This window comes from Streptomyces sp. NPDC057950 (assembly GCF_042887295.1).
In the GTDB taxonomy this organism is placed as follows: Bacteria; Actinomycetota; Actinomycetes; order Streptomycetales; family Streptomycetaceae; genus Streptomyces; species Streptomyces kaempferi.
On sequence record NZ_JBHVPP010000013.1, the window covers coordinates 179,022 to 195,683 of the forward strand.

The 16,662-nt window shown below is 67.8% G+C and carries 19 protein-coding genes and 1 pseudogene; 2 read left to right on the forward strand and 18 right to left on the reverse strand.

Translation table 11 applies throughout. The features are described 5' to 3' along the window. Positions 1-115: 115 nt before the first annotated feature. Together ACFVTC_RS22490 and ACFVTC_RS22495 are read right to left on the reverse strand one after the other, a co-directional pair. The gene (locus ACFVTC_RS22490) at positions 116-1,588 is read right to left on the reverse strand and encodes an ATP-binding protein (protein ID WP_390129648.1); all 1,473 of its coding nucleotides are present in this window, start codon (positions 1,586-1,588) and stop codon (positions 116-118) included. A gap of 2 nt (positions 1,589-1,590) precedes the next feature. After that, a pseudogene (locus ACFVTC_RS22495) lies at positions 1,591-2,475 on the reverse strand (DNA primase). Between the two features lie 170 nt (positions 2,476-2,645). On the opposite strand from ACFVTC_RS22495, the gene ACFVTC_RS22500 reads away from it, so the two are divergent. Next, on the forward strand, positions 2,646-3,005 hold the full coding sequence (locus ACFVTC_RS22500; protein ID WP_390129650.1) for a hypothetical protein: 360 nt from the start codon (positions 2,646-2,648) through the stop codon (positions 3,003-3,005). A 31-nt stretch (positions 3,006-3,036) separates the two neighbouring features. On the opposite strand, the gene ACFVTC_RS22505 is transcribed toward ACFVTC_RS22500, so the two are convergent. The 10 genes from ACFVTC_RS22505 to ACFVTC_RS22550 all read right to left on the reverse strand — a co-directional run bounded on the left by ACFVTC_RS22505 (position 3,037) and on the right by ACFVTC_RS22550 (position 9,455). After that, positions 3,037-3,510 carry a hypothetical protein gene (locus tag ACFVTC_RS22505; RefSeq protein ID WP_390129652.1) on the reverse strand — a complete coding sequence of 158 codons (474 nt, stop codon included), beginning with the start codon at positions 3,508-3,510 and terminating at the stop codon, positions 3,037-3,039. Between the two features lie 12 nt (positions 3,511-3,522). Then, complete coding sequence (locus ACFVTC_RS22510) at positions 3,523-3,717, reverse strand: hypothetical protein (RefSeq protein WP_329286695.1); 195 nt, start codon at positions 3,715-3,717, stop codon at positions 3,523-3,525. A gap of 155 nt (positions 3,718-3,872) precedes the next feature. Then, on the reverse strand, positions 3,873-4,124 hold the full coding sequence (locus tag ACFVTC_RS22515) for a hypothetical protein (RefSeq protein WP_390129654.1): 252 nt from the start codon (positions 4,122-4,124) through the stop codon (positions 3,873-3,875). 140 nt (positions 4,125-4,264) lie between these two features. Beyond that, the gene (locus ACFVTC_RS22520) at positions 4,265-6,436 is read right to left on the reverse strand and encodes a cell division protein FtsK (RefSeq protein ID WP_390129657.1); all 2,172 of its coding nucleotides are present in this window, start codon (positions 6,434-6,436) and stop codon (positions 4,265-4,267) included. Between the two features lie 75 nt (positions 6,437-6,511). Next, a complete protein-coding gene (locus ACFVTC_RS22525; protein WP_390129659.1) occupies positions 6,512-6,850 on the reverse strand; it encodes an RRQRL motif-containing zinc-binding protein in 339 nt (112 codons plus the stop codon). Next, positions 6,847-7,464 (reverse strand): GGDEF domain-containing protein, encoded by a 618-nt coding sequence (locus ACFVTC_RS22530; protein ID WP_390129660.1) that lies wholly within the window; start codon positions 7,462-7,464, stop codon positions 6,847-6,849. Before ACFVTC_RS22530 ends, ACFVTC_RS22525 begins: the two co-directional genes overlap by 4 nt. Continuing rightward, the gene (locus ACFVTC_RS22535) at positions 7,461-8,585 is read right to left on the reverse strand and encodes a conjugal transfer protein (protein WP_390129662.1); all 1,125 of its coding nucleotides are present in this window, start codon (positions 8,583-8,585) and stop codon (positions 7,461-7,463) included. The genes ACFVTC_RS22530 and ACFVTC_RS22535 overlap by 4 nt, the downstream gene beginning before the upstream one ends. Further along, positions 8,582-8,926, reverse strand: a complete 345-nt coding sequence (locus tag ACFVTC_RS22540; RefSeq protein ID WP_390129663.1) for a hypothetical protein — start codon at positions 8,924-8,926, stop codon at positions 8,582-8,584. The genes ACFVTC_RS22535 and ACFVTC_RS22540 overlap by 4 nt, the downstream gene beginning before the upstream one ends. Then, positions 8,923-9,186: a DUF6284 family protein gene (locus ACFVTC_RS22545; protein ID WP_390129665.1), complete on the reverse strand. Its 264-nt coding sequence runs from the start codon at positions 9,184-9,186 to the stop codon at positions 8,923-8,925. The genes ACFVTC_RS22540 and ACFVTC_RS22545 overlap by 4 nt, the downstream gene beginning before the upstream one ends. Before the next feature lie 89 nt (positions 9,187-9,275). Beyond that, positions 9,276-9,455, reverse strand: a complete 180-nt coding sequence (locus tag ACFVTC_RS22550; RefSeq protein ID WP_390129668.1) for a hypothetical protein — start codon at positions 9,453-9,455, stop codon at positions 9,276-9,278. Positions 9,456-9,921: 466 nt separating this feature from the next. On the opposite strand from ACFVTC_RS22550, the gene ACFVTC_RS22555 reads away from it, so the two are divergent. Next, complete coding sequence (locus ACFVTC_RS22555; protein WP_390129670.1) at positions 9,922-10,317, forward strand: GntR family transcriptional regulator; 396 nt, start codon at positions 9,922-9,924, stop codon at positions 10,315-10,317. A gap of 216 nt (positions 10,318-10,533) precedes the next feature. Here the strand turns inward: ACFVTC_RS22555 and ACFVTC_RS22560 are convergent, their stop codons facing one another. The 6 genes from ACFVTC_RS22560 to ACFVTC_RS22585 all read right to left on the reverse strand — a co-directional run bounded on the left by ACFVTC_RS22560 (position 10,534) and on the right by ACFVTC_RS22585 (position 16,616). After that, positions 10,534-11,112, reverse strand: coding sequence for a flavoprotein (locus ACFVTC_RS22560; RefSeq protein WP_390129671.1), 579 nt, complete (start codon positions 11,110-11,112; stop codon positions 10,534-10,536). Next, positions 11,094-12,329, reverse strand: coding sequence for a helix-turn-helix domain-containing protein (locus tag ACFVTC_RS22565; protein ID WP_390129673.1), 1,236 nt, complete (start codon positions 12,327-12,329; stop codon positions 11,094-11,096). The genes ACFVTC_RS22560 and ACFVTC_RS22565 overlap by 19 nt, the downstream gene beginning before the upstream one ends. 232 nt (positions 12,330-12,561) lie before the next feature. Next, positions 12,562-12,618 (reverse strand): chaplin family protein, encoded by a 57-nt coding sequence (locus ACFVTC_RS22570; protein WP_390129802.1) that lies wholly within the window; start codon positions 12,616-12,618, stop codon positions 12,562-12,564. Between the two features lie 16 nt (positions 12,619-12,634). Then, positions 12,635-13,783, reverse strand: a complete 1,149-nt coding sequence (locus ACFVTC_RS22575; protein ID WP_390129675.1) for a hypothetical protein — start codon at positions 13,781-13,783, stop codon at positions 12,635-12,637. After that, the gene (locus ACFVTC_RS22580; RefSeq protein WP_390129678.1) at positions 13,780-14,298 is read right to left on the reverse strand and encodes a DUF4365 domain-containing protein; all 519 of its coding nucleotides are present in this window, start codon (positions 14,296-14,298) and stop codon (positions 13,780-13,782) included. The genes ACFVTC_RS22575 and ACFVTC_RS22580 overlap by 4 nt, the downstream gene beginning before the upstream one ends. Before the next feature lie 578 nt (positions 14,299-14,876). Next, positions 14,877-16,616 carry a dolichyl-phosphate-mannose--protein mannosyltransferase gene (locus ACFVTC_RS22585; RefSeq protein ID WP_390129679.1) on the reverse strand — a complete coding sequence of 580 codons (1,740 nt, stop codon included), beginning with the start codon at positions 16,614-16,616 and terminating at the stop codon, positions 14,877-14,879. Between the last annotated feature and the right edge of the window lie 46 nt (positions 16,617-16,662).

The following is a 16,662-nucleotide window of genomic DNA, read 5'->3' on the forward strand; positions in this document are numbered from 1 at the left end:
AGAAGGAGCCCTTCGCGGCGCGACCCGTGCAGGGCGGCGCTGCCGCCGAACAGCAAGAGGAGCACGCCCTCGTGCCTGGTGCTCCTCTTGCTGTTGTGGTCCGCACGCGGTGCGGTCAGAACGCCTGTTGCTCGTGCGAGGGCAGACCCGGCGCGCGGGTCATCTCGATGTAGCGGCCCCCATTGGTGCGGCCCGACTCGATGACGACGCCCCGGGCGGCGAGAGTGGGTTGGAGGCGCTTGAGGCGGTCGGAGAGGACTTTGCCGGTGGTCGGCCACCCCTTGGGCAGGGGGCGGAAGTCCTCGCCCGCGTAGAGGCGGCTGAGGCAGTGCAGCCATTCCGTGGACGTCATCCGCTGCTCTGCGCCCGGCTCCATGGTGCCGGCGTGCCTGAGAGCGGTCTGTGCGAGGAGATCTCCCTCGATCACGTCGTCGTTCAGGTCGTCCAGGCTCGCGCGGTAGGCGGTGAGCGCCCCGAGCCCGGTCGCTGCATCGAGCTGTGCGCACAGGTGCCCGAAATCTGCCATCCGTAGATCGGTGGGCGTCTCCGCCTTCACTGCGCGGACCTTGACCGTCAGGTCCAGCAGGGAGCCGAGAATGACGGGCAGGACTTCCGCGTACTCCGTCCACAGTTCGGCTTCGGTGCGCCGGACGCGGGGCCGCTCCAACCGCAGGGGCAGGAGCCGTTCGGCGAGGTCGGCCCGGAGGACTCCCACATCGATCCCGGTCAGGAGCAGGGGCCGGCGGTAGCCGAGACGGAACACGTCTCCATCGGTGAACAGCGCGCGCTTGACGTTCTCGGCTCCGGTGACGACGCAGCACATCGCGTCGGACAGGTCCGGGGTCATGTGGGAGAGGTTGTCCAGCGCGGTGACCCAGCCGGCCGCGACCGCGGTGATCAGGTTCTCTTCATCTTTCGGGGCCCGGCGCAGGTCACCGCTCATGCCCTCGATGATCCGCACCAACATGCGCCCACCCGTGGACTTGCCCGCGCCCTGCGGTCCGGTGAGGAACGGCGCGGGCACGGGAACGGACGGCCCGAGACAGCCGATCAGCCACGCGATAGCCAGGCATTCGGTTTCCGCGGTGGCGAAGTTGCACAGCCGCATCAGCAGGTCGATGCCCTTGCCGTCGGTGTCCTTGACGGGGAGGGGAAGTTCCCCCGTGAGCTGGGTGCGGCGCCAGCACACTTCCCGGGGGTCGGGAACGGTGATCTCCCACCCGGTGGGGTGGATGCGGACGGACTGGCCGTCATCGCGGCCCAAGTCGAGCCACGTCGCCCCGTCGAATCCCGGGGCCACGCGGATGTGGACGGGCTGCACGTCCTCGAACAGCGCCAATGCCTCGATCAAGTCCAACGCCTCCTTGAGCGCGGTCCCGTTGAACACACCGCGCCCGTCCCTGAACAGCCCGACCATGAGTTCCTGACGGTGGCTCCCGGTCGTGCCCTGCGAGCGGATCGGACGGGCCACAGGGTGCCCGTTCTTCTGCGCGTACACGGTTCCATCCGCGGTGCGGAAGTACCGGAAGTGGCTCTGCGCGTAGTCCGTAATGACCTCGCGGGCAGGGTTCTTTTCGTCCTCAGCCATGGTCACAGTCCCAACGCGGTCAGGGCGTTGGTCCACGCGTCCGTGCAGTGCCGCGGTGACTCCCCCTTGGCCTGCGCCGCCGTGAACAGCCGCGCGGCATGAGCGTCGGTGAGGCAGCCGCACCGGCCGTGCGTGGACAGCACGGCGAGGAACGTCCGGTAGACGGTGGCGTGCACCGCACTGCGCGCGGCGGTGATGCGCTGCTCCGCCATGGCGACACCGCGTTCGAGATAAGTGGGCGTGCGGTGCGGGCACGCGTCCCGTTGGCCACTCAGGGGCACTGAGAGCGTCTGTGGCGCCCTGTGAGCCGTCGGCGGTTCCTTTACTGCCAACGCGCGCACAACGTCCGTGAGAGCGACCGTGGCGTTCGCACCCGGTCCGAGCCAACGGGCTTACGCCATAAGGGACTTGATGTCGATGCCGGGGCGTACGGCGTTGGCGGACTGCATGGTGCCGCGGTAGATCCAGTGCTCGCCCCGGGTCGTGGCCACGGTCCGGGTAGCGGGCAGGTTCTCGCGGGCCCACGCGATGGCGGCGACGTCGTCCAGGTCGACCACGGTCACCCCGGCGCCGCCGGGGTGGTAGGCGACTGCCGCCGCGTGCTGCCATACCGGCGCCCACGCGGGGGAGTTGAGGACCTGAGGGTCAGTGGTGGCCGCGGCCCACCCGTGGCACGGCCGCGGGCAGGCGCACGATCCGGGAGTCTTCATGTTCGGCCGGCCGCTGCACGCGTTCTTGGTGCAGGCGGGGCAGTTCCCGAACGGCAGCTTCCCGGCTCGTAACGGCAGCGTGGGCACGCCCTGCGCGGCGAGGCTGAGAGCGGTGCGCAGGTGCTCGGTCATGCTGCCGCCTACGGGCAGGCGCGGGATGACGGTGGGTTGCGTCATGCTGAATGTCTCCAGTTCCTTGGTGAGGTGCTGGCGAGCAAGGGCGGCCCCGGTTCTTGGCGGAATGGGGGGCCGCCCTTGGCGTAGCTGCGCCATATGTGGACGCGTGGTGTGGGGGGTGTCATGATCACGCGGGCGTCTGACCTGCATTGGCACTCGGAGGGGGAAACATGTCCATCTACCTCGGGGCGTTTTTTGCCTTGGGCGCGTTGGTGGTCGCTGTCGGCGGTATCGCCGCGATCACTTATGGCTGGGTACTCCCCAGCATCCGGGCGAAGGTGGTGCGTCCTCGCCTCTACGGCTTGGGGGTGCTGGTCCTCGCCCTCGGCTTGTTCTTGATGGGGGCCGCCGTGGTGGCGTCCACCGACGTGGTCGAGTCGGCGGTAAGAACGGTTGCCGTCGGACTCGTGCTTGTCAGTTCCAAGGTGACCCGGACGAGCGGACGCCCTACGGGTGTCGATCAGCAGATCCCGGACAAGACCTTGCCGGGGTCAGCCGTTGGACCGGATGGTCCGGGTGATCGGCAGTGACCCAGCGCTCCTCTCGATCACCTCTTGCTGGCTAGCTGTAGAACCGATTCCTCTTGATCACAGCCTTGCGGATGTTGACCGTGCTGCCCTTGCCGCCGTTGATGTCGCGGGTCGGGGCGCGCAGGGCGAGGACGATGACAGCCACCCAGACGAGCGCCCCGCCGCTGATTCCGGCGGCGGCACTGACGACCTCGCCCACGCCGTAGCCGACGCCGGCGGCGAGGGCGCCGCCCCCGAATCCGGCACCGACGAAGCGCTGAGCGATCGGGTCGAGCAGGGACAGCGGGGTCAGGTCACGCGGCTCCGGAACGACCATGGGCGGCGGGGCGAGGTGCTTGGGCATGGGGACCATGCGCCCGTAGGCGTCGGGCACCCAGACCACCGGGCCGCGTTCGGCGGCCAGTTCGACGGCCGCGGGTGTGGGGGCGTACAAGGCCAGTGATGTCGGGTCGTACGCCGCGGTAGTCGTGAGGTTCGGTCGGAGGGCGGGGGCGTGCTCGGTCATGGCGGGGTCTCCTCAGTTGCCGAGGGCGGTCAGGGCGTCGGCGGATGCCTGCACGAGGTTGTGGATGGGTCCGTAGGCGCCGGTGCCGGCGACGAAGAACCCGAAGAGGAACAGGACCAGGGCGGAGCCGCCGCCGGCGGATCGGGTCTTGACGGCGAGGGCGGACGCGGCGCCGAACAGCAGCACGGCGGAGATGTTGAGGATCACGGCGAACAGCTCGCTTCCGGGCGGGGTGGAGGGATGGATACGCTCTGCGGGCCCCGGGTGTTGGCACGTTCGGGGCGACTGACCGGCGACCGTGCCCGCCTGGCTCCAGCTAGGAGCGGGGTCCGTCTGATGACGGGCGGTCGCCGGTCGCGTGCTCAGCCGGTGCCGGCGCGGTAGATGCGGGCCCAGCGGTTGTAGAGCCAGCGGCCGGTGCGGATGCGCTTGCCGGTGGCGTGGCAGCGGCGGCAGTCCTTGCCGCGCTTCACGCGGCCCTTGCGGTCGGTCTTGAGGGCGTGGCCCATGCCGCGGCAGCGGCGGCAGTCGCCGAACGGCGAGGCAGCACACAGTCCGATGTAACCAAGCGTGACGGCTATGAGGCAGACGATAGCGAGGAGGATGGGGGTCATCGGGGGCCCTCCCGGGCGGTTTCCAGGGTTTCCGCAGGTGGGGTGCTATCCGCTAGATCACAGGTAGGGCAGTGTTTGGACTGCTAGCGGGGGTGCTACCGGTAGCAGGTGTGGGTGCTACCGGTAGCACCGGCTCGGGCCTATGCGGCGCCCGGCTTCTCGTTACGTTCCGTCATCGTTTTGAGGATGTCGGCGCGGACGATGCCGCGGCGGGTGGTGCGGGTGCCGTCGTCGGTGGTGCCGGCGACGTCGCGGGTGCGGATGCTGTGCGGCTTGAGTGCGGAGGTGACGTTCTCGCCCTTCCAGCCGCCGTAGACGTCGGGGCGCAGTTCGGCGAGGCGGGCGGCGATCCGCTCGTTCCACACCCGCTCCTCCGCCTCCGGGACGACCGCGGCGACGTCGGCGAGCAGGTCGTAGGACGGGCCGGCGGTGTCCTCGGGTGCTTCCCCGAGGGCGTAGCCGGAGAGCGTGCCGGCGAGTTCGCGGGCTTTGCGGGCGCGGGCGCCGATGGCTTCGGCGGCCGGAGCGTCCACGTACACGGAGCCGACGATGCGGGCGTCTGCGCCCTCGCCGATGAAGTAGTGGATGCCCTTGTCGGCCCAGCTGAACATGGTGGCGCGCACCCCCCGCTTGTAGGCGGACGTACCGAGGACCATGTCGTTCTCCAACTGGCCCATGACCTTGAGGCAGAACCGGGCGGAGGCGTTCGCGCTGATGCCCGTGGGCAGCGCCTTCGCGTCCGGCCGCTGCGTGGCCAGCAGGAGCACGATCCCGGTGGCGGGGCCGCGTTTGACCAGGTCGGTGCAGATCTCTTCGAGTTCCTTGCCGTACTTGTCGTGCTCGAACCAGACCTGGCACTCATCCGCCCCGATCACGATCGGGTGCAGTCCCAGCGACGTCATGTCCGCCAGTGCCGACGTCACCTTGGACTCGGGGCAGATGTCCCGGGGCAGGGAGCGGATCATCTTCGCGCGGCGGCGCAGTTCCTCGCGCAGCGCGCGCAGGTTGCGCACCGCGTACTCGATGTCTTCCTCTTCGTCGCCGGCGCGGTGGCGGTGGCTGACGGCGTTGCCGACCGGGTCGAGGTCTCCGGTGCCCTTGAGGTCGTAGGTGTGCAGCTCCGCCCGCGGGTCGAGGGCGGCGATGAGCAGGAGCAGGCGCAGGAGGAATGTCTTGCCCATGCGGGGGATCGCGCCGATGACGGCCGCGATGTACATGAGCGTGATCTCGACCCAGCGTCCGCGCTGGTCTGTGCCGAACGCGACCGGCTTGAACAGGTCGACCGTGCCGGACTTGAGCAGCGGCCATGTGGGCTTCTTCGCCTTGGACATGTCCTGGTCGCCGACCCACAGCACCAGGTGCCCGGTGTGCTCGTCGGAGACAGCCTCCGGCCACACACACCCGAGCGGGCGGCGCAGACCGGACGCGAGACGTTCCCGCCGCTCGATCACGTCGGTGACGGTGACGCCGTAGGGGAGGTTGCCCTCCGCCCGCCAGCCGGGCCCGTCGCGGGTGATGGGAGCGGTGAACTCGAACCCGTCCCGACCCTTGCCCTGCGCTTGATTGATCGCCGGGATGCCCAGCGCACCCAGCGCCCGCAGCACAATGTCCGACGTGAGCTTGGACGCCTTCGGGACTTCCACCGCGCGGTGGATGACCGGAGCGTCCGCCTTGCGGCCGTGGGCACCCAGCACGAGGACCAGCGCACCGACCGAGACGGCCTGCAGCCAGTCCGGGGCGAGGACGTAGAGGGCGATCGCGAGTCCGAGCCCGGTGAACATCGCCAGCACGGCGACCAGGGTGCGGAGCCGTACGCGGCCGTCGCGCTGCCGGGAGAGCTTGAGGTATTCCGCGGCATCCTCGCGGCGTACGGCGGCGAGGCGGACGGGTTCGCCCTCGCGGTCGGCCACCCACCGCATGCTGCCCCCAACGAACCGGGCCAGTCCGGCCGGCGCTTGCATGCTCAAGCGGGCGGCATAGACCGGGGTGCGGAGGGCGTGATACCCGGCGACGTGCGCGTAGTGGCGGGCCACCCACCCGGTGGCGGTCTTGAGTTCGGCCAGCGACCGCAGCCACAGCGGGACCACGTCCCGGCGCTTGGCGGTAGCCAGCCGGCCGAGGTAGCCGGGGCCCGCCGCGGCCGGGGTCGTGCGGTCGACCATGACGGCCGCGGTCGGGTCCGACTCAGGCTCGGTCGGGGTCGACTCGCGGGCGGCGCGGGCCTTGTCGAGGTCGACCACGTTGGCGTCCGGGTCGGCCATCTCGGCTTCCAGCCGGTTGAAGAGTTCGTTGTCGTCATCGGAGTGCTTCACTGAAGGTCCTTCCGAACGGGAGGGGATGGATGGGCCCGGCCGACGCTGTGAGAGGTGAGCGGCCGGGCCCGCCGCTCAAGCGGCGACGTTCTCGGGATAGGCGCAGGTCACGCACGCTCCGAGCGAGGCGGGGATGACGTATCCGGCGTCCCTGCCGCACTCGGGGCAGGTGCGGCGGGTGCGCATCATCGCGGCATGGGCCCGCCACCGGCCCGCGGTCATCGGGCGGACCGGTTTGGCGAGGTCGATGCAGTACAGGTAGGCGACCAGCGGCGGCTGGCCCCGCCTCCGGGGGCGTTCGAGCTGAGCGGCGATGTCCTGCCCGCCGGGGCGCAGTCCGCGGGCCCGGAGTTGGCGACGGGTGGCCAGTCCGTCCGGGGCGAGGTGCCACCGGAAGACGGGCAGCGTGCTCACGCCGCCCCGCGCCGACCGGGCCGGCGACCGGCAACCGACCCGAGCAACCGCCCGAGCCGCGCCGCCCGGAGCGGCCCTGAGCGCCCCGACCGTTTCGCCGCGTACATGGCCTCATCGGCGCGGCGCAGCAGCGTGGACAGGTCCTCGCCCGGGTGGTCGGCGGCCCGCACCCACCCGAGCGAGACGGTGGTGTGCACGTCGGGGGTGGTGTCGACGGGGCGGGCGAGGACGCGGGCGAGGGTGTGGAGCCGGTCGGCGGCGGTGCCGTCGCGGTCGAGCAGGACCGCGGCGAATTCGTCGCCCCCGAGCCGGCCGACGACCCCGCCGGGGCCGGTGCCGTGGGCGAGGCGGGCGGCGACCGTCGCGAGCAGCACGTCACCGGCGGCATGGCCGTGGGTGTCGTTGATCTGCTTGAAGTGGTCGACGTCCGCCAGCACAACCACCGCGCGCGGGTCGCGCAGCAGGCGGCGGGCCCGGCGAGTGAACGCATCCCGTGTCCACAGCCCGGTCAGGGGGTCGTGTCGGGCGGTGGTCAGCCGGCGGTGCAGCCACCGGGCGTGCACCGCCCACCCGAGAACGGGCACGGCCAGTAAGAGCGCGGCGAGAGTGCTCACGGCGCCACCGCCCCGGCGGCGCGTTCGGCGAGCAGGGCGTCCCGCAGCTTGCGTGCGTTCGCCGGCGAGGTGCGCAGCGTCCGGCGGATGCCCTCTCCGGTCACCTCCTGATCGGGCAGACCAGCGGTCGCCTTGCGCGCTTCGGTCATCAGTTGCTCGAAGGTGCGGCGGGTGCGGGGCGTCTTCGCGGCGTCCGGTACCCGACCGGTCGCCCGGGGCTTCCGGGTCGATTCCGCCGGGACCGGTCGGGCGGCGGCCGGCTCGATCGGGAGAGGCTTGACGGTCGAGGCAACGGCGGGCATCGGCTTCGCCGCGGTGCCTGTCTTGCCCAGGTCGACCGGGGCCGGATCGGGCACGTTCAGCCGTGTCAGGACGATCGTGGGCTCGGTCGATACAGGCAGGTCAGGGGTAGACCGTTCCCGACTGATTTCCGACGGTTTATCAGCATTTTCGATCGGAGTGGGATCGAGTGCGGCGGGGGTGAACATCGCCGCCAACGCGGCATCCGCGCCGGTCGTAACCCGCTGGCGCTGTACGTCCAGCAGCCTCGATCCGAGCGCTGCATCGCCGGTCCCGACCTGTCGGGCGAGTCGCCATGACGTGCGGTCCGACCGCTTGCGGGCGCCCTTGCTGGGGTGGTTGGCGGCGCGGGCCCGGTGGTAGGCGAGGGACCGCACGACGGCGGCCGATCGGCGTTCGGCTTCCGCGTCGTGTCCGCTGGTGTGGACGACGATCCGGCGGGCCAGGAACGCGGCGCCCTCGGCAGATACGCACATGCCCATGGGGGTCACGGCGTAGATGACGGTGTGACCGGCGTCGCTGCCTGCGGTCGCGGCCATCACCGATGCGGCGGCCGGCAGGGCCCACAGTCCGAGGCGGATCGTGTGGGGCGAGGACTGTCCCAGCATGGTAAGTCCGAGCAGGACCAGGGCGAGTACGGCGGTGGCGCCTTCACCGGCGGCGACCGCACCGAGCGCGGTCCCCTGTCCGTAGGCGGCGCTGATGTTGCTGAACGTCCCCGCGCCACCGGCAACGCCGGTGGCGACCATGGGAATGAACGCGGCCGTCAGTACGACCTTCTGTGCCCGGCTCAACGGCCGGCGGGAGGCAACGGCGCTCATGCCGCACCTGCCTCGTACGACCGCGTACCGGCGGGAACCTCCGTGTAGCCGGTCAGCTCGATGTCCGCGCCGCTGTACTTGGTCTGTGCGGTCATGACGCCGGTGCGGTGGTCGCACTGCACGTGGAAGTCGACCGCGTCCGGGGCGATACCGAGCGCCGCTCGCCACGCCTCGAACCCGGCGAATCCGCCCTGCGACACGTGGAACGACAAGGCCAGTCGGTCCGGGTAGATCGAGGAAACGTCGATCACCGGGGCCGGCAGGTCCGGGAAGTTGAGCGCCAGCAGTCGCAGCGCCCGCAACGGCGCCGACAGGCCTTCCAGGGTGAGAACGTCGCTCATGCCGCACCGCCCATCGTGTCGGTGGTGCGGTTGGCGAGGACGCGGTACTCGGTCAGGACCTTGGCGAGGGCGCGGCGGACGCGGCGGGTGTCGACGTCGTTCGGGGTGTGGTCCATGGCGATGATCTGTGCGTCGATCAGGTCGACGTCCGCCCGGATCAGCGGCATCTCAACCTCGATCGCGTCCAGCTCCGCATCCGTGGGTTCGTTCCAGTCGGCGAACGCGGTAACGGCTTCCTGAACAGTGACGATGGTGTTCATTGGGTCGTGTTCTCCCTAGACGGTGGTACGGCCCGAAGTGGCCCCGGTGTTCGCGCACCGGGGCCGCGCCGTTGTGGGGTGAGGTCAGGTCAGTCGGTGAGGGTGATTCCGGTGGCCGGCCGCTCCTGGCGGGCCAGCTCGTCGCGGATCGCGGTCACCGCGTCCGCCTTACTCACCGGGTGGTCGAAACGCGCGGTGTCACTGACCTGCTCCCGGTTGCCGGTGCTCAGGTCGGTGACGGTCTCGGTGAAGGCGTGGTCCCTCTTCATGTGCTGTCTCCCGTCCGTGCCGGGACCGTTCCGGCTCCCTGCCACCCCGCCCGTACACACTCTGTGGAAGAAGGGTTGGACGGGCGGGGGAGGCAACCGGCCGCAGCCCTTGAGCTGCGGAAAGGCTGGGTGCGCTGTACCGCGCACCGGGACAGAACCGGTACGCGCCCGCCCTCTTGTGCGAGGTGGGACGGGCTTACCTGTCGACCCATCGACCGCCCGTGTGCAGGCGGCTGGATCGGCACACTGTTGAGTTCTCAACCAACCGGCACTCCCTTCGTACTCGCCCTCTCGGACTTTCCTCCGGCGCGCTATACGTGCAGGTCAAGCGCTTACGAATGCAGCCGAGAAGCCATTTCAAACCTCGCGTTCCGGCGCATCCCCAGATTGACCCATGTCAATCCGGGTGTCAAGCAGATGCAGGGATGGATCAGAGATTGACCTAGGTCCGGTTACTCTCGTAGCTATGGACCAGAGCCCCGAAGCGCCCAAGCAGACGCCCACGGCCAAGGAGATTGCGGCGGAGTTCCGCGCGAAGATCACGGGACCCGGCCGTGAGTACGAGCCCGGTGGCCGGCTTCCAGCCGCTCGCAAGCTCGCCAAGGAACTTGGTGTGCAGCTCATGACCGTTCAGAGCGCGTACGGTCAACTCCGTGACGAAGGGCTGGTTCTCACTCAGCAGGGACGCGGAACGTTCGTCCGCGATCCTTCTGTGCCTCTCGGCACCGAGCCGGGTAGCAGCCCGGCTTTCACTGCCTTGGCAACAGAGCTCAGCACGATTCACGACGCCCTCCACCTGCTCGGCGAACGTCTAGATCGGCTTGAGCGGCTCGTGGGCAGCGAGACTCCACCGTCTCCGTGAGTTCGTCCGCGCGCCTCAGTAGTCGTTCGACCTTGACCCGCGCCTTGCTCAAACTCGCTTTGATCAAAGCGAGTTCAGCAGGAGTCATGCCTTCCAGCTCGTCGCTTCGCCCATTGATCCCTGACATGCCAATGAGCATGTGGCCGGGAACGGCAGAGGACCCGGACAGTCTGTCCGGGTCCTCTTTCCTTGCTGGTCAGGGCAGTTGACGACTCGTCATCGAGCAACTTTGTTCACTGCGTCAAGTACTGCCGTCCAAGGGAGTTCGCGTCCTGCCGGCGCTTCCCGCGGCTCGTACAGCGGCCAGACGTCCGGTCCGTAGACGACGTGGACCCCTCCCGCCCTGAGGGTGTCGATATGGCGCTGCCACGCCGGGTGGCGAGCATGGGCCGCATTCACCCGAGGGAAGACGACGACGGGCAACCCGAGGGTGCCAATAGCCTCGCCCACCTGCGTCAGTGCCTGGTTGTCCATCAGCCCCGTCGCGAGCTTGGCGACCATGTTGGCCGACGCGGGAGCAACCACGTAGCAGTCAACCGGCGGGTGCGGTCTGGCCTCGCCCGGCATGCGCGGCTCATCGCGTACAGGAAGGCCGGTTAGCTTCTCCAGCCGTTCGATCTCGCCGCTCATTCGTAGCCACTGACCTGCGGTGGGCGTCAGTGTGACGGCCACCTGCCATCCGTGCTCCATTGCGGGCTCGACCAGGCCGGTACGCAGGGCTTCTACGCCTCCAGCAGCCGACCCGACGACCCCGAGCACCCCGCGCTTGCCTGACCTCACTGCACCGCCCTGCATCGTTGCGCCATCACGAACACCTCAGACGAACGCGAGCCGCCGGTGACCGGTGACCGTTTGATGAGGTCCCGCAGTGTCTCGCGCACCCTGGGATTGTTCCGTACGAGCTGCGGTGACGTGCGTTCAGCCGTTCGCAGTTCGGTGAATGCCTCATCTCCTTGTCCAGCGAGCGACAGAGCGCGCGCGAAGTCGATTCGGTGCGACACGCTGCGTTCCTGCGGCATGTGGTCGACGTTGATCCGCCCGCGCTCCACGACGTATGACACGTTGTCGAGGTCTAGCTCAACCGACAGGCGGTGCAGCAGGACGTTCGTGGGCCCAAATCCGGTCTGCCAGTAGTTCTCATCTGACCCGAGGTCATCCGCGAGTTCCTCGGCGCGGTCCAACAATCCTGTTGCGGTGGGTCGGTCCTGGTGGCGTGCCGCTGCCACAGCGGCTCGCAGGTGAATCATTCCCAGCAGGCTCAGCGCTGCCGGGTCGTTCTCAGTGACCCGCGACGACAGCCACGCAGCGGCCGTATTGCCCAGCTCCAACGCGTCGTCATACCGGCCGTTGGCCAACAGGGCGTGTGTGCCGGAACGAGCGGCTGATGCCAGCACGAGGGGATCATCCGACTCGTCGGCGGCCCGCATCGCACGCTCCGCGGCGAGCCATGAGATATCTGACTCACCAATCTTGGCGAGCGTGGTTGCCGCAAGGTGATGCGTCCGAGCCGAAACCGCCCAGCAGTCGCTCCGGTCCTCGCCGCGGCGTGCCGCTCGTTCCTCCAGCTCCTGCGCTGTCTGGAGAAGCGCAGGAAGGACGGCGATGACGCTGCCGAGTCGGCCGCCCTGGTAGTCGTTCCAAGCGTGCTCCACGCGCACGGCTACAGGGGCGGGCGTAGGGAGCTGCACCTCGGCTTCAGGGCCGAAGAGCAAACGAGACAGGCGGCGCGGGCTCATGAGCGCGTCCCGCACAGCGGGGACGTCGTCCTGCTGCCTCTCGTCCTCCATGAGCGTGGTCTGACCGAGCAAGTCACCCAGAGGTACGCGCAAGATGCGCGACAACTCCGTGAGCATGTCGATACGGGGCGGCTTCCGGCGACCCGTTTCGATCTTAGCCAACCAGTCGGTGCTTCGGCCGACCAGTCCAGCCAGAACCTCTTGCGTGTAGCCGCGACGCTTGCGGTAGAACGCGATCCGCTCGCCGATGCTGAGGTGATCTCCGAGACCACGCATTGCGTGCCGCCTCCTGCTGGTTGTGGGGGCCGGTTTCACGGTACAGAGCCAGCGATGCGGCGGGTAGTTGGCCTCGCTCACCACTGGAACCAGTACGAGCATGAGTGACCCAAAGCAAAGAGACCCGGACAATGTGTCCGGGTCCCTCATCGGGTGACGAGCAACGATGGCCGCGATGGGGGAGCAGAGCCACGGCGACGATGTGGTGTGCCTTACACGTTGGTACTGGTGCCTAAAACGCAGGGCTCAGCAGCGGAATGACGTTCACCGTGTTGCCGCAGATGTTCACCCGACTTCTTGTGTGATCACTCGGCTTGGTCGAAGGTCAGAACAGATCGATCAGGCCCAAATGTCCGCACTTTCATGCTGGCGGGTCGCCCTGGGGTCGCGTCCAAGATTCCTGTCACCACGACGCGCCTGCGCTCCCCGTGGTATTTAGCGGCCTGCCGGTAAGTGTTCAGGTCCAGATCAAAGGAGACCGAACGTCGACGACCGTCAATTAGCGTTTCCAGTGAAACCCTGCCACTCTCTTCATGCGCTTTTAGTGACATCCTGCGGATAACGCCGTAGAGAACCGTATCTGATGGCTCTTCCGACTCTTTGAGCTCCTTGCGAATATCGGTAACTAGCCCCGCATGTTCGCTGGAGAAAACTACCCGATTGCTGAGATCTAGGGGGACTGGTGAGGCTGGAGCCCAGTTGAAGGAAACGTCGAAGAGATTGACCTTCCCTTTCTCGATAACCTCTAGAACTGCGGAGCAGAGTTCACTAGAAACACCCTCGCCGACAGAGTCTCGCACCTCGTCGCGAGATGGGGTGCGATCTCGATTCATGGTCATCTCGGCCAGCGTTTCAAGGGACCGAGAGAGGGTGGCAAGCACGCGTCTATCGAAGAACGTGTCCTCGGACTCAACTTCCAGCCGGGGGACTCCGTCGCCATAGCGTGGGGTGGAGCCGAAACGCGCATTGCTAATGATGGGAACCACGTACGATCCTGGCCGAGTTTGCCCCAGCCTCAGTCGGCGGGCGTGAGCGTGTGCGGCTTTAGGGATTGATGTTCCGTAGTACCCCTGCCGATGGATTGTTGCGGCGGCGGCTGAAATCATCAAATGATTAGCCGCGTTAAATAGCCCCAATCCCGCTTGCAGTGAAATCGTGCCTTCGTCGATGTCATCGTCTTCGGCGCGTAGATCTGTGACGTCCAAGAACTGGCGAGCGATGTCGCGTCGGACGTCATCGGCGGATCTGCGTTCGAGGCGCGCAACTTCTTCAGTGAGGATGGTTACCGTGCGCTGAAAATCAGTGGCATCGACAACTCTAGGAACCAATACCGATGAACTCATATCTTCGGTCGGTTGCCAAAGCTCCGCAATAGAACCAGCGCGCGTCCGGGTCCAGCCTGAGCGGCTAAGGTAGCTAATCAGTTCCTCAGGTCCAACGTCGGAGGTAATCATGCGATAGCCTCCCCCAGTACATCATCCGATCCGAAAAGTCTATGGTGGGCGAAATCGAACATCACGTCGAGGCCGGCGGAGTCCAGTCTCTGCGTATTTGGCAGGTGGAGCGTTTTCGTGCTATTGCCCTGTGCCGCGGGCTTATCCTGGATCTGCGCGTAGAACCCAGCGCATTGCATCAGGACCGACTCGGGGTGATGTGATAGCCATTCGGCTACGTCTCGGGGAACCACGACCAATCCGAGGTACCCAGGCGCTGTGCGGTACTGGCCCCGCAGTTTGTCGTAGGTCGCTACGTCGAGGTCGAATGTGTGTGTTGTGTTGTCGGCCAGGAGGTGCGGATCGAATGTGCACTTCATCTGCAACTCGACGAGTCGATGATCACGCTTGAGGGTGACGTCGACCCCGTCCTTGTCGACGTTCCATGAGGCGACAGTCGCATTTGCGTGCGTGGCCACGGCGAGAACGTAGGCAAGGCTGATCTGCTCCTGTTGCCAGGTTGCAGGGTCCCCCACGCGGCCTCCTTGACGCCAACCCACCACAACATAGGGCAGCGTAGCGTCATTGGGTACCGCGTCGGCAGTCGATCTTGCCCTTGCCGAGGCAAGCTGCGACGTCGGGACGGCGACCACGGCTTGGACCCCCCTCCCTTCACTCAACTGGCCTCAGCTTCGCACGCACGTACGACATTGCGACGTCGATGGAATATCGAAGTGGTACCGCCCTGTCGTGCCTCCGATGGGGGAGCTGCCGGCACTGCCGAGACCCTTGGCGGTTACGTATACATGTCTCAAATGCCTCACTTGGTGACATGTAAGATATTACGTCTGGTCTGATGCTGAGCTTCTCTGACACCGACGGGTGTCGCGTTGGCGATCGGCATGCGGCTGGACGAGACGGAGCGAACCGGTGAGCGAGGTGCACACCCCGTTCCCCAGGTCAGATGGCGGCGAAACGGCAGGCAGTGAAAACTCCCGGATCTTGAGCTGGGCCGTCCTCGGGCCGTGCGAGGGTGGCCAATGGCAACCGGCAACGGCCGACAACGACCAAAGGGCGCGGCGAATTGCCGCGCCCTTTCGATACGTCCGCCCAGCTAGACCCAGGTGTCCAGCCACATCCGTGACCGCCACTGCTCTATCGGGATCGACGTGCCCGTGTACAGCGGCCAGAAGTAGATGAAGTTCCAGGCGATCAGCAGGACCAGGACGCCCGCGCTCGTGGCGCCGATGACGCGGCGGCGTTCCGAGGAGCCCGGGGGGCCGAGGATCGCGCCGATCATCATGGCGAGGGCCAGGCAAAGGAACGGGAGGAAGATCACCGCGTAGAAGAAGAAGATCGTGCGCTCCTGGTACTGGAACCAGGGCAGATAGCCGGCCGCGATGCCGCAGGCGATGGCGCCCGCGCGCCAGTCGCGGCGGAACGCCCAGCGCCACAGCAGGTACACGACCGCGAAGCAGGCGGCCCACCACAGGATCGGGGTGCCCAGCGCCAGCAACTCGCGCGCGCACTTGTCGCCCGCGTCGGACGGGCAGCCGTCCTTGCCGGGCAGCGGGGACTCGTAGAAGAACGAGACCGGCCGGCCCAGGACGAGCCAGCTCCACGGGTTCGACTGGTAGGTGTGCGGTGTCGAGAGGTGGACGTGGAAGTTGTACACCTCGTGCTCGTAGTGCCACATGCTGCGCAGCCAGTCGGGCAGGAAGGTCCAGTTGCCCCCCTTGCCGGCGGTTACGGCCCAGTCGCGGAAGTAGCCGCCCCTGCCGTTGTCCGGCGAGAGGATCCAGCCGGTCCAGGAGACGAGGTACGTACCGATCGCCACCACGACCGTGGACAGGAACGCGAGGCCCGTGTCGTGCTTCAGGGTGGCGGCGTACGGGTGCTGGGCACCGGCGACGCGGCGTGAGCCGACGTCCCACAGGACGGACATGAGGCAGAACGCGGCGAGGACGTAGAGACCGCTCCACTTGGTGCCGAGCGCGAGTCCCAGCATCAGGCCCGCCGTCCAGCGCCAGGGCCGCCAGCCGAGGCGGGTCGTCTCCGCGGTGTGCACGTCCGGGCGCACGACGCCGTCCGCGTCGGCCGGCAGTGCGGCCGCCAACCGGGCCCTCGCCCGGTCCCGGTCCACGACCAGACAGCCGAAGGCCGCCAGTACGAAGAACATCAGCACACCGTCGAGGAGCGAGGTGCGGCTCATCACGAAGTGCAGCCCGTCCACCGCCATCAGCGTGCCCGCGAGGCAGCCCAGGAAGGTCGAGCGGAACATCCGGCGCCCGATCCGGCACAGCAGCAGCACCGACAGCGTGCCCAGCACCGCCGTCATGAAGCGCCAGCCGAACGGGTTGAACCCGAACATCCATTCGCCGATCCCGATGACGTACTTGCCGACCGGGGGATGGACGACGTACGCGGCGTCGGCCGGGACCGAGACATGCCCGTTGTGCTGGAGGATCAGGCCGTTGGCGTTCTTGTCCCAGTTGACCTCGTAGCCGCGGTGGATCAGCGCCCACGCGTCCTTGGCGTAGTACGTCTCGTCGAATATCACCGCCTTCGGGCTGCCCAGATGCCAGAACCGCATCAGCCCGGCGAGCAGCGTCACCAGGAGCGGCCCTCCCCAGCCCGACCAGCGCGTGAGGCGCTCGGCGACCTCGTGGCGCAGGCCGAACACGGCCCAGATCCGGGGGCTCGGTTCGGCGTACGGCGGCACGAGCCGGTCACGCACATCGGTTCTCGGCGGCGCCGTGTATCCGAAGCGGCGCAGCCGCTGCTGCCACGACGGCTGCTGCGCTTCGGCGGCCTGGCCCTGCCGGGTGTCCGTGGAGGACGCGGTACTGGTCACCGCGCCATCGTAGGGAACAGGTCTGTGCGAGTCCCGTGCACGGGCC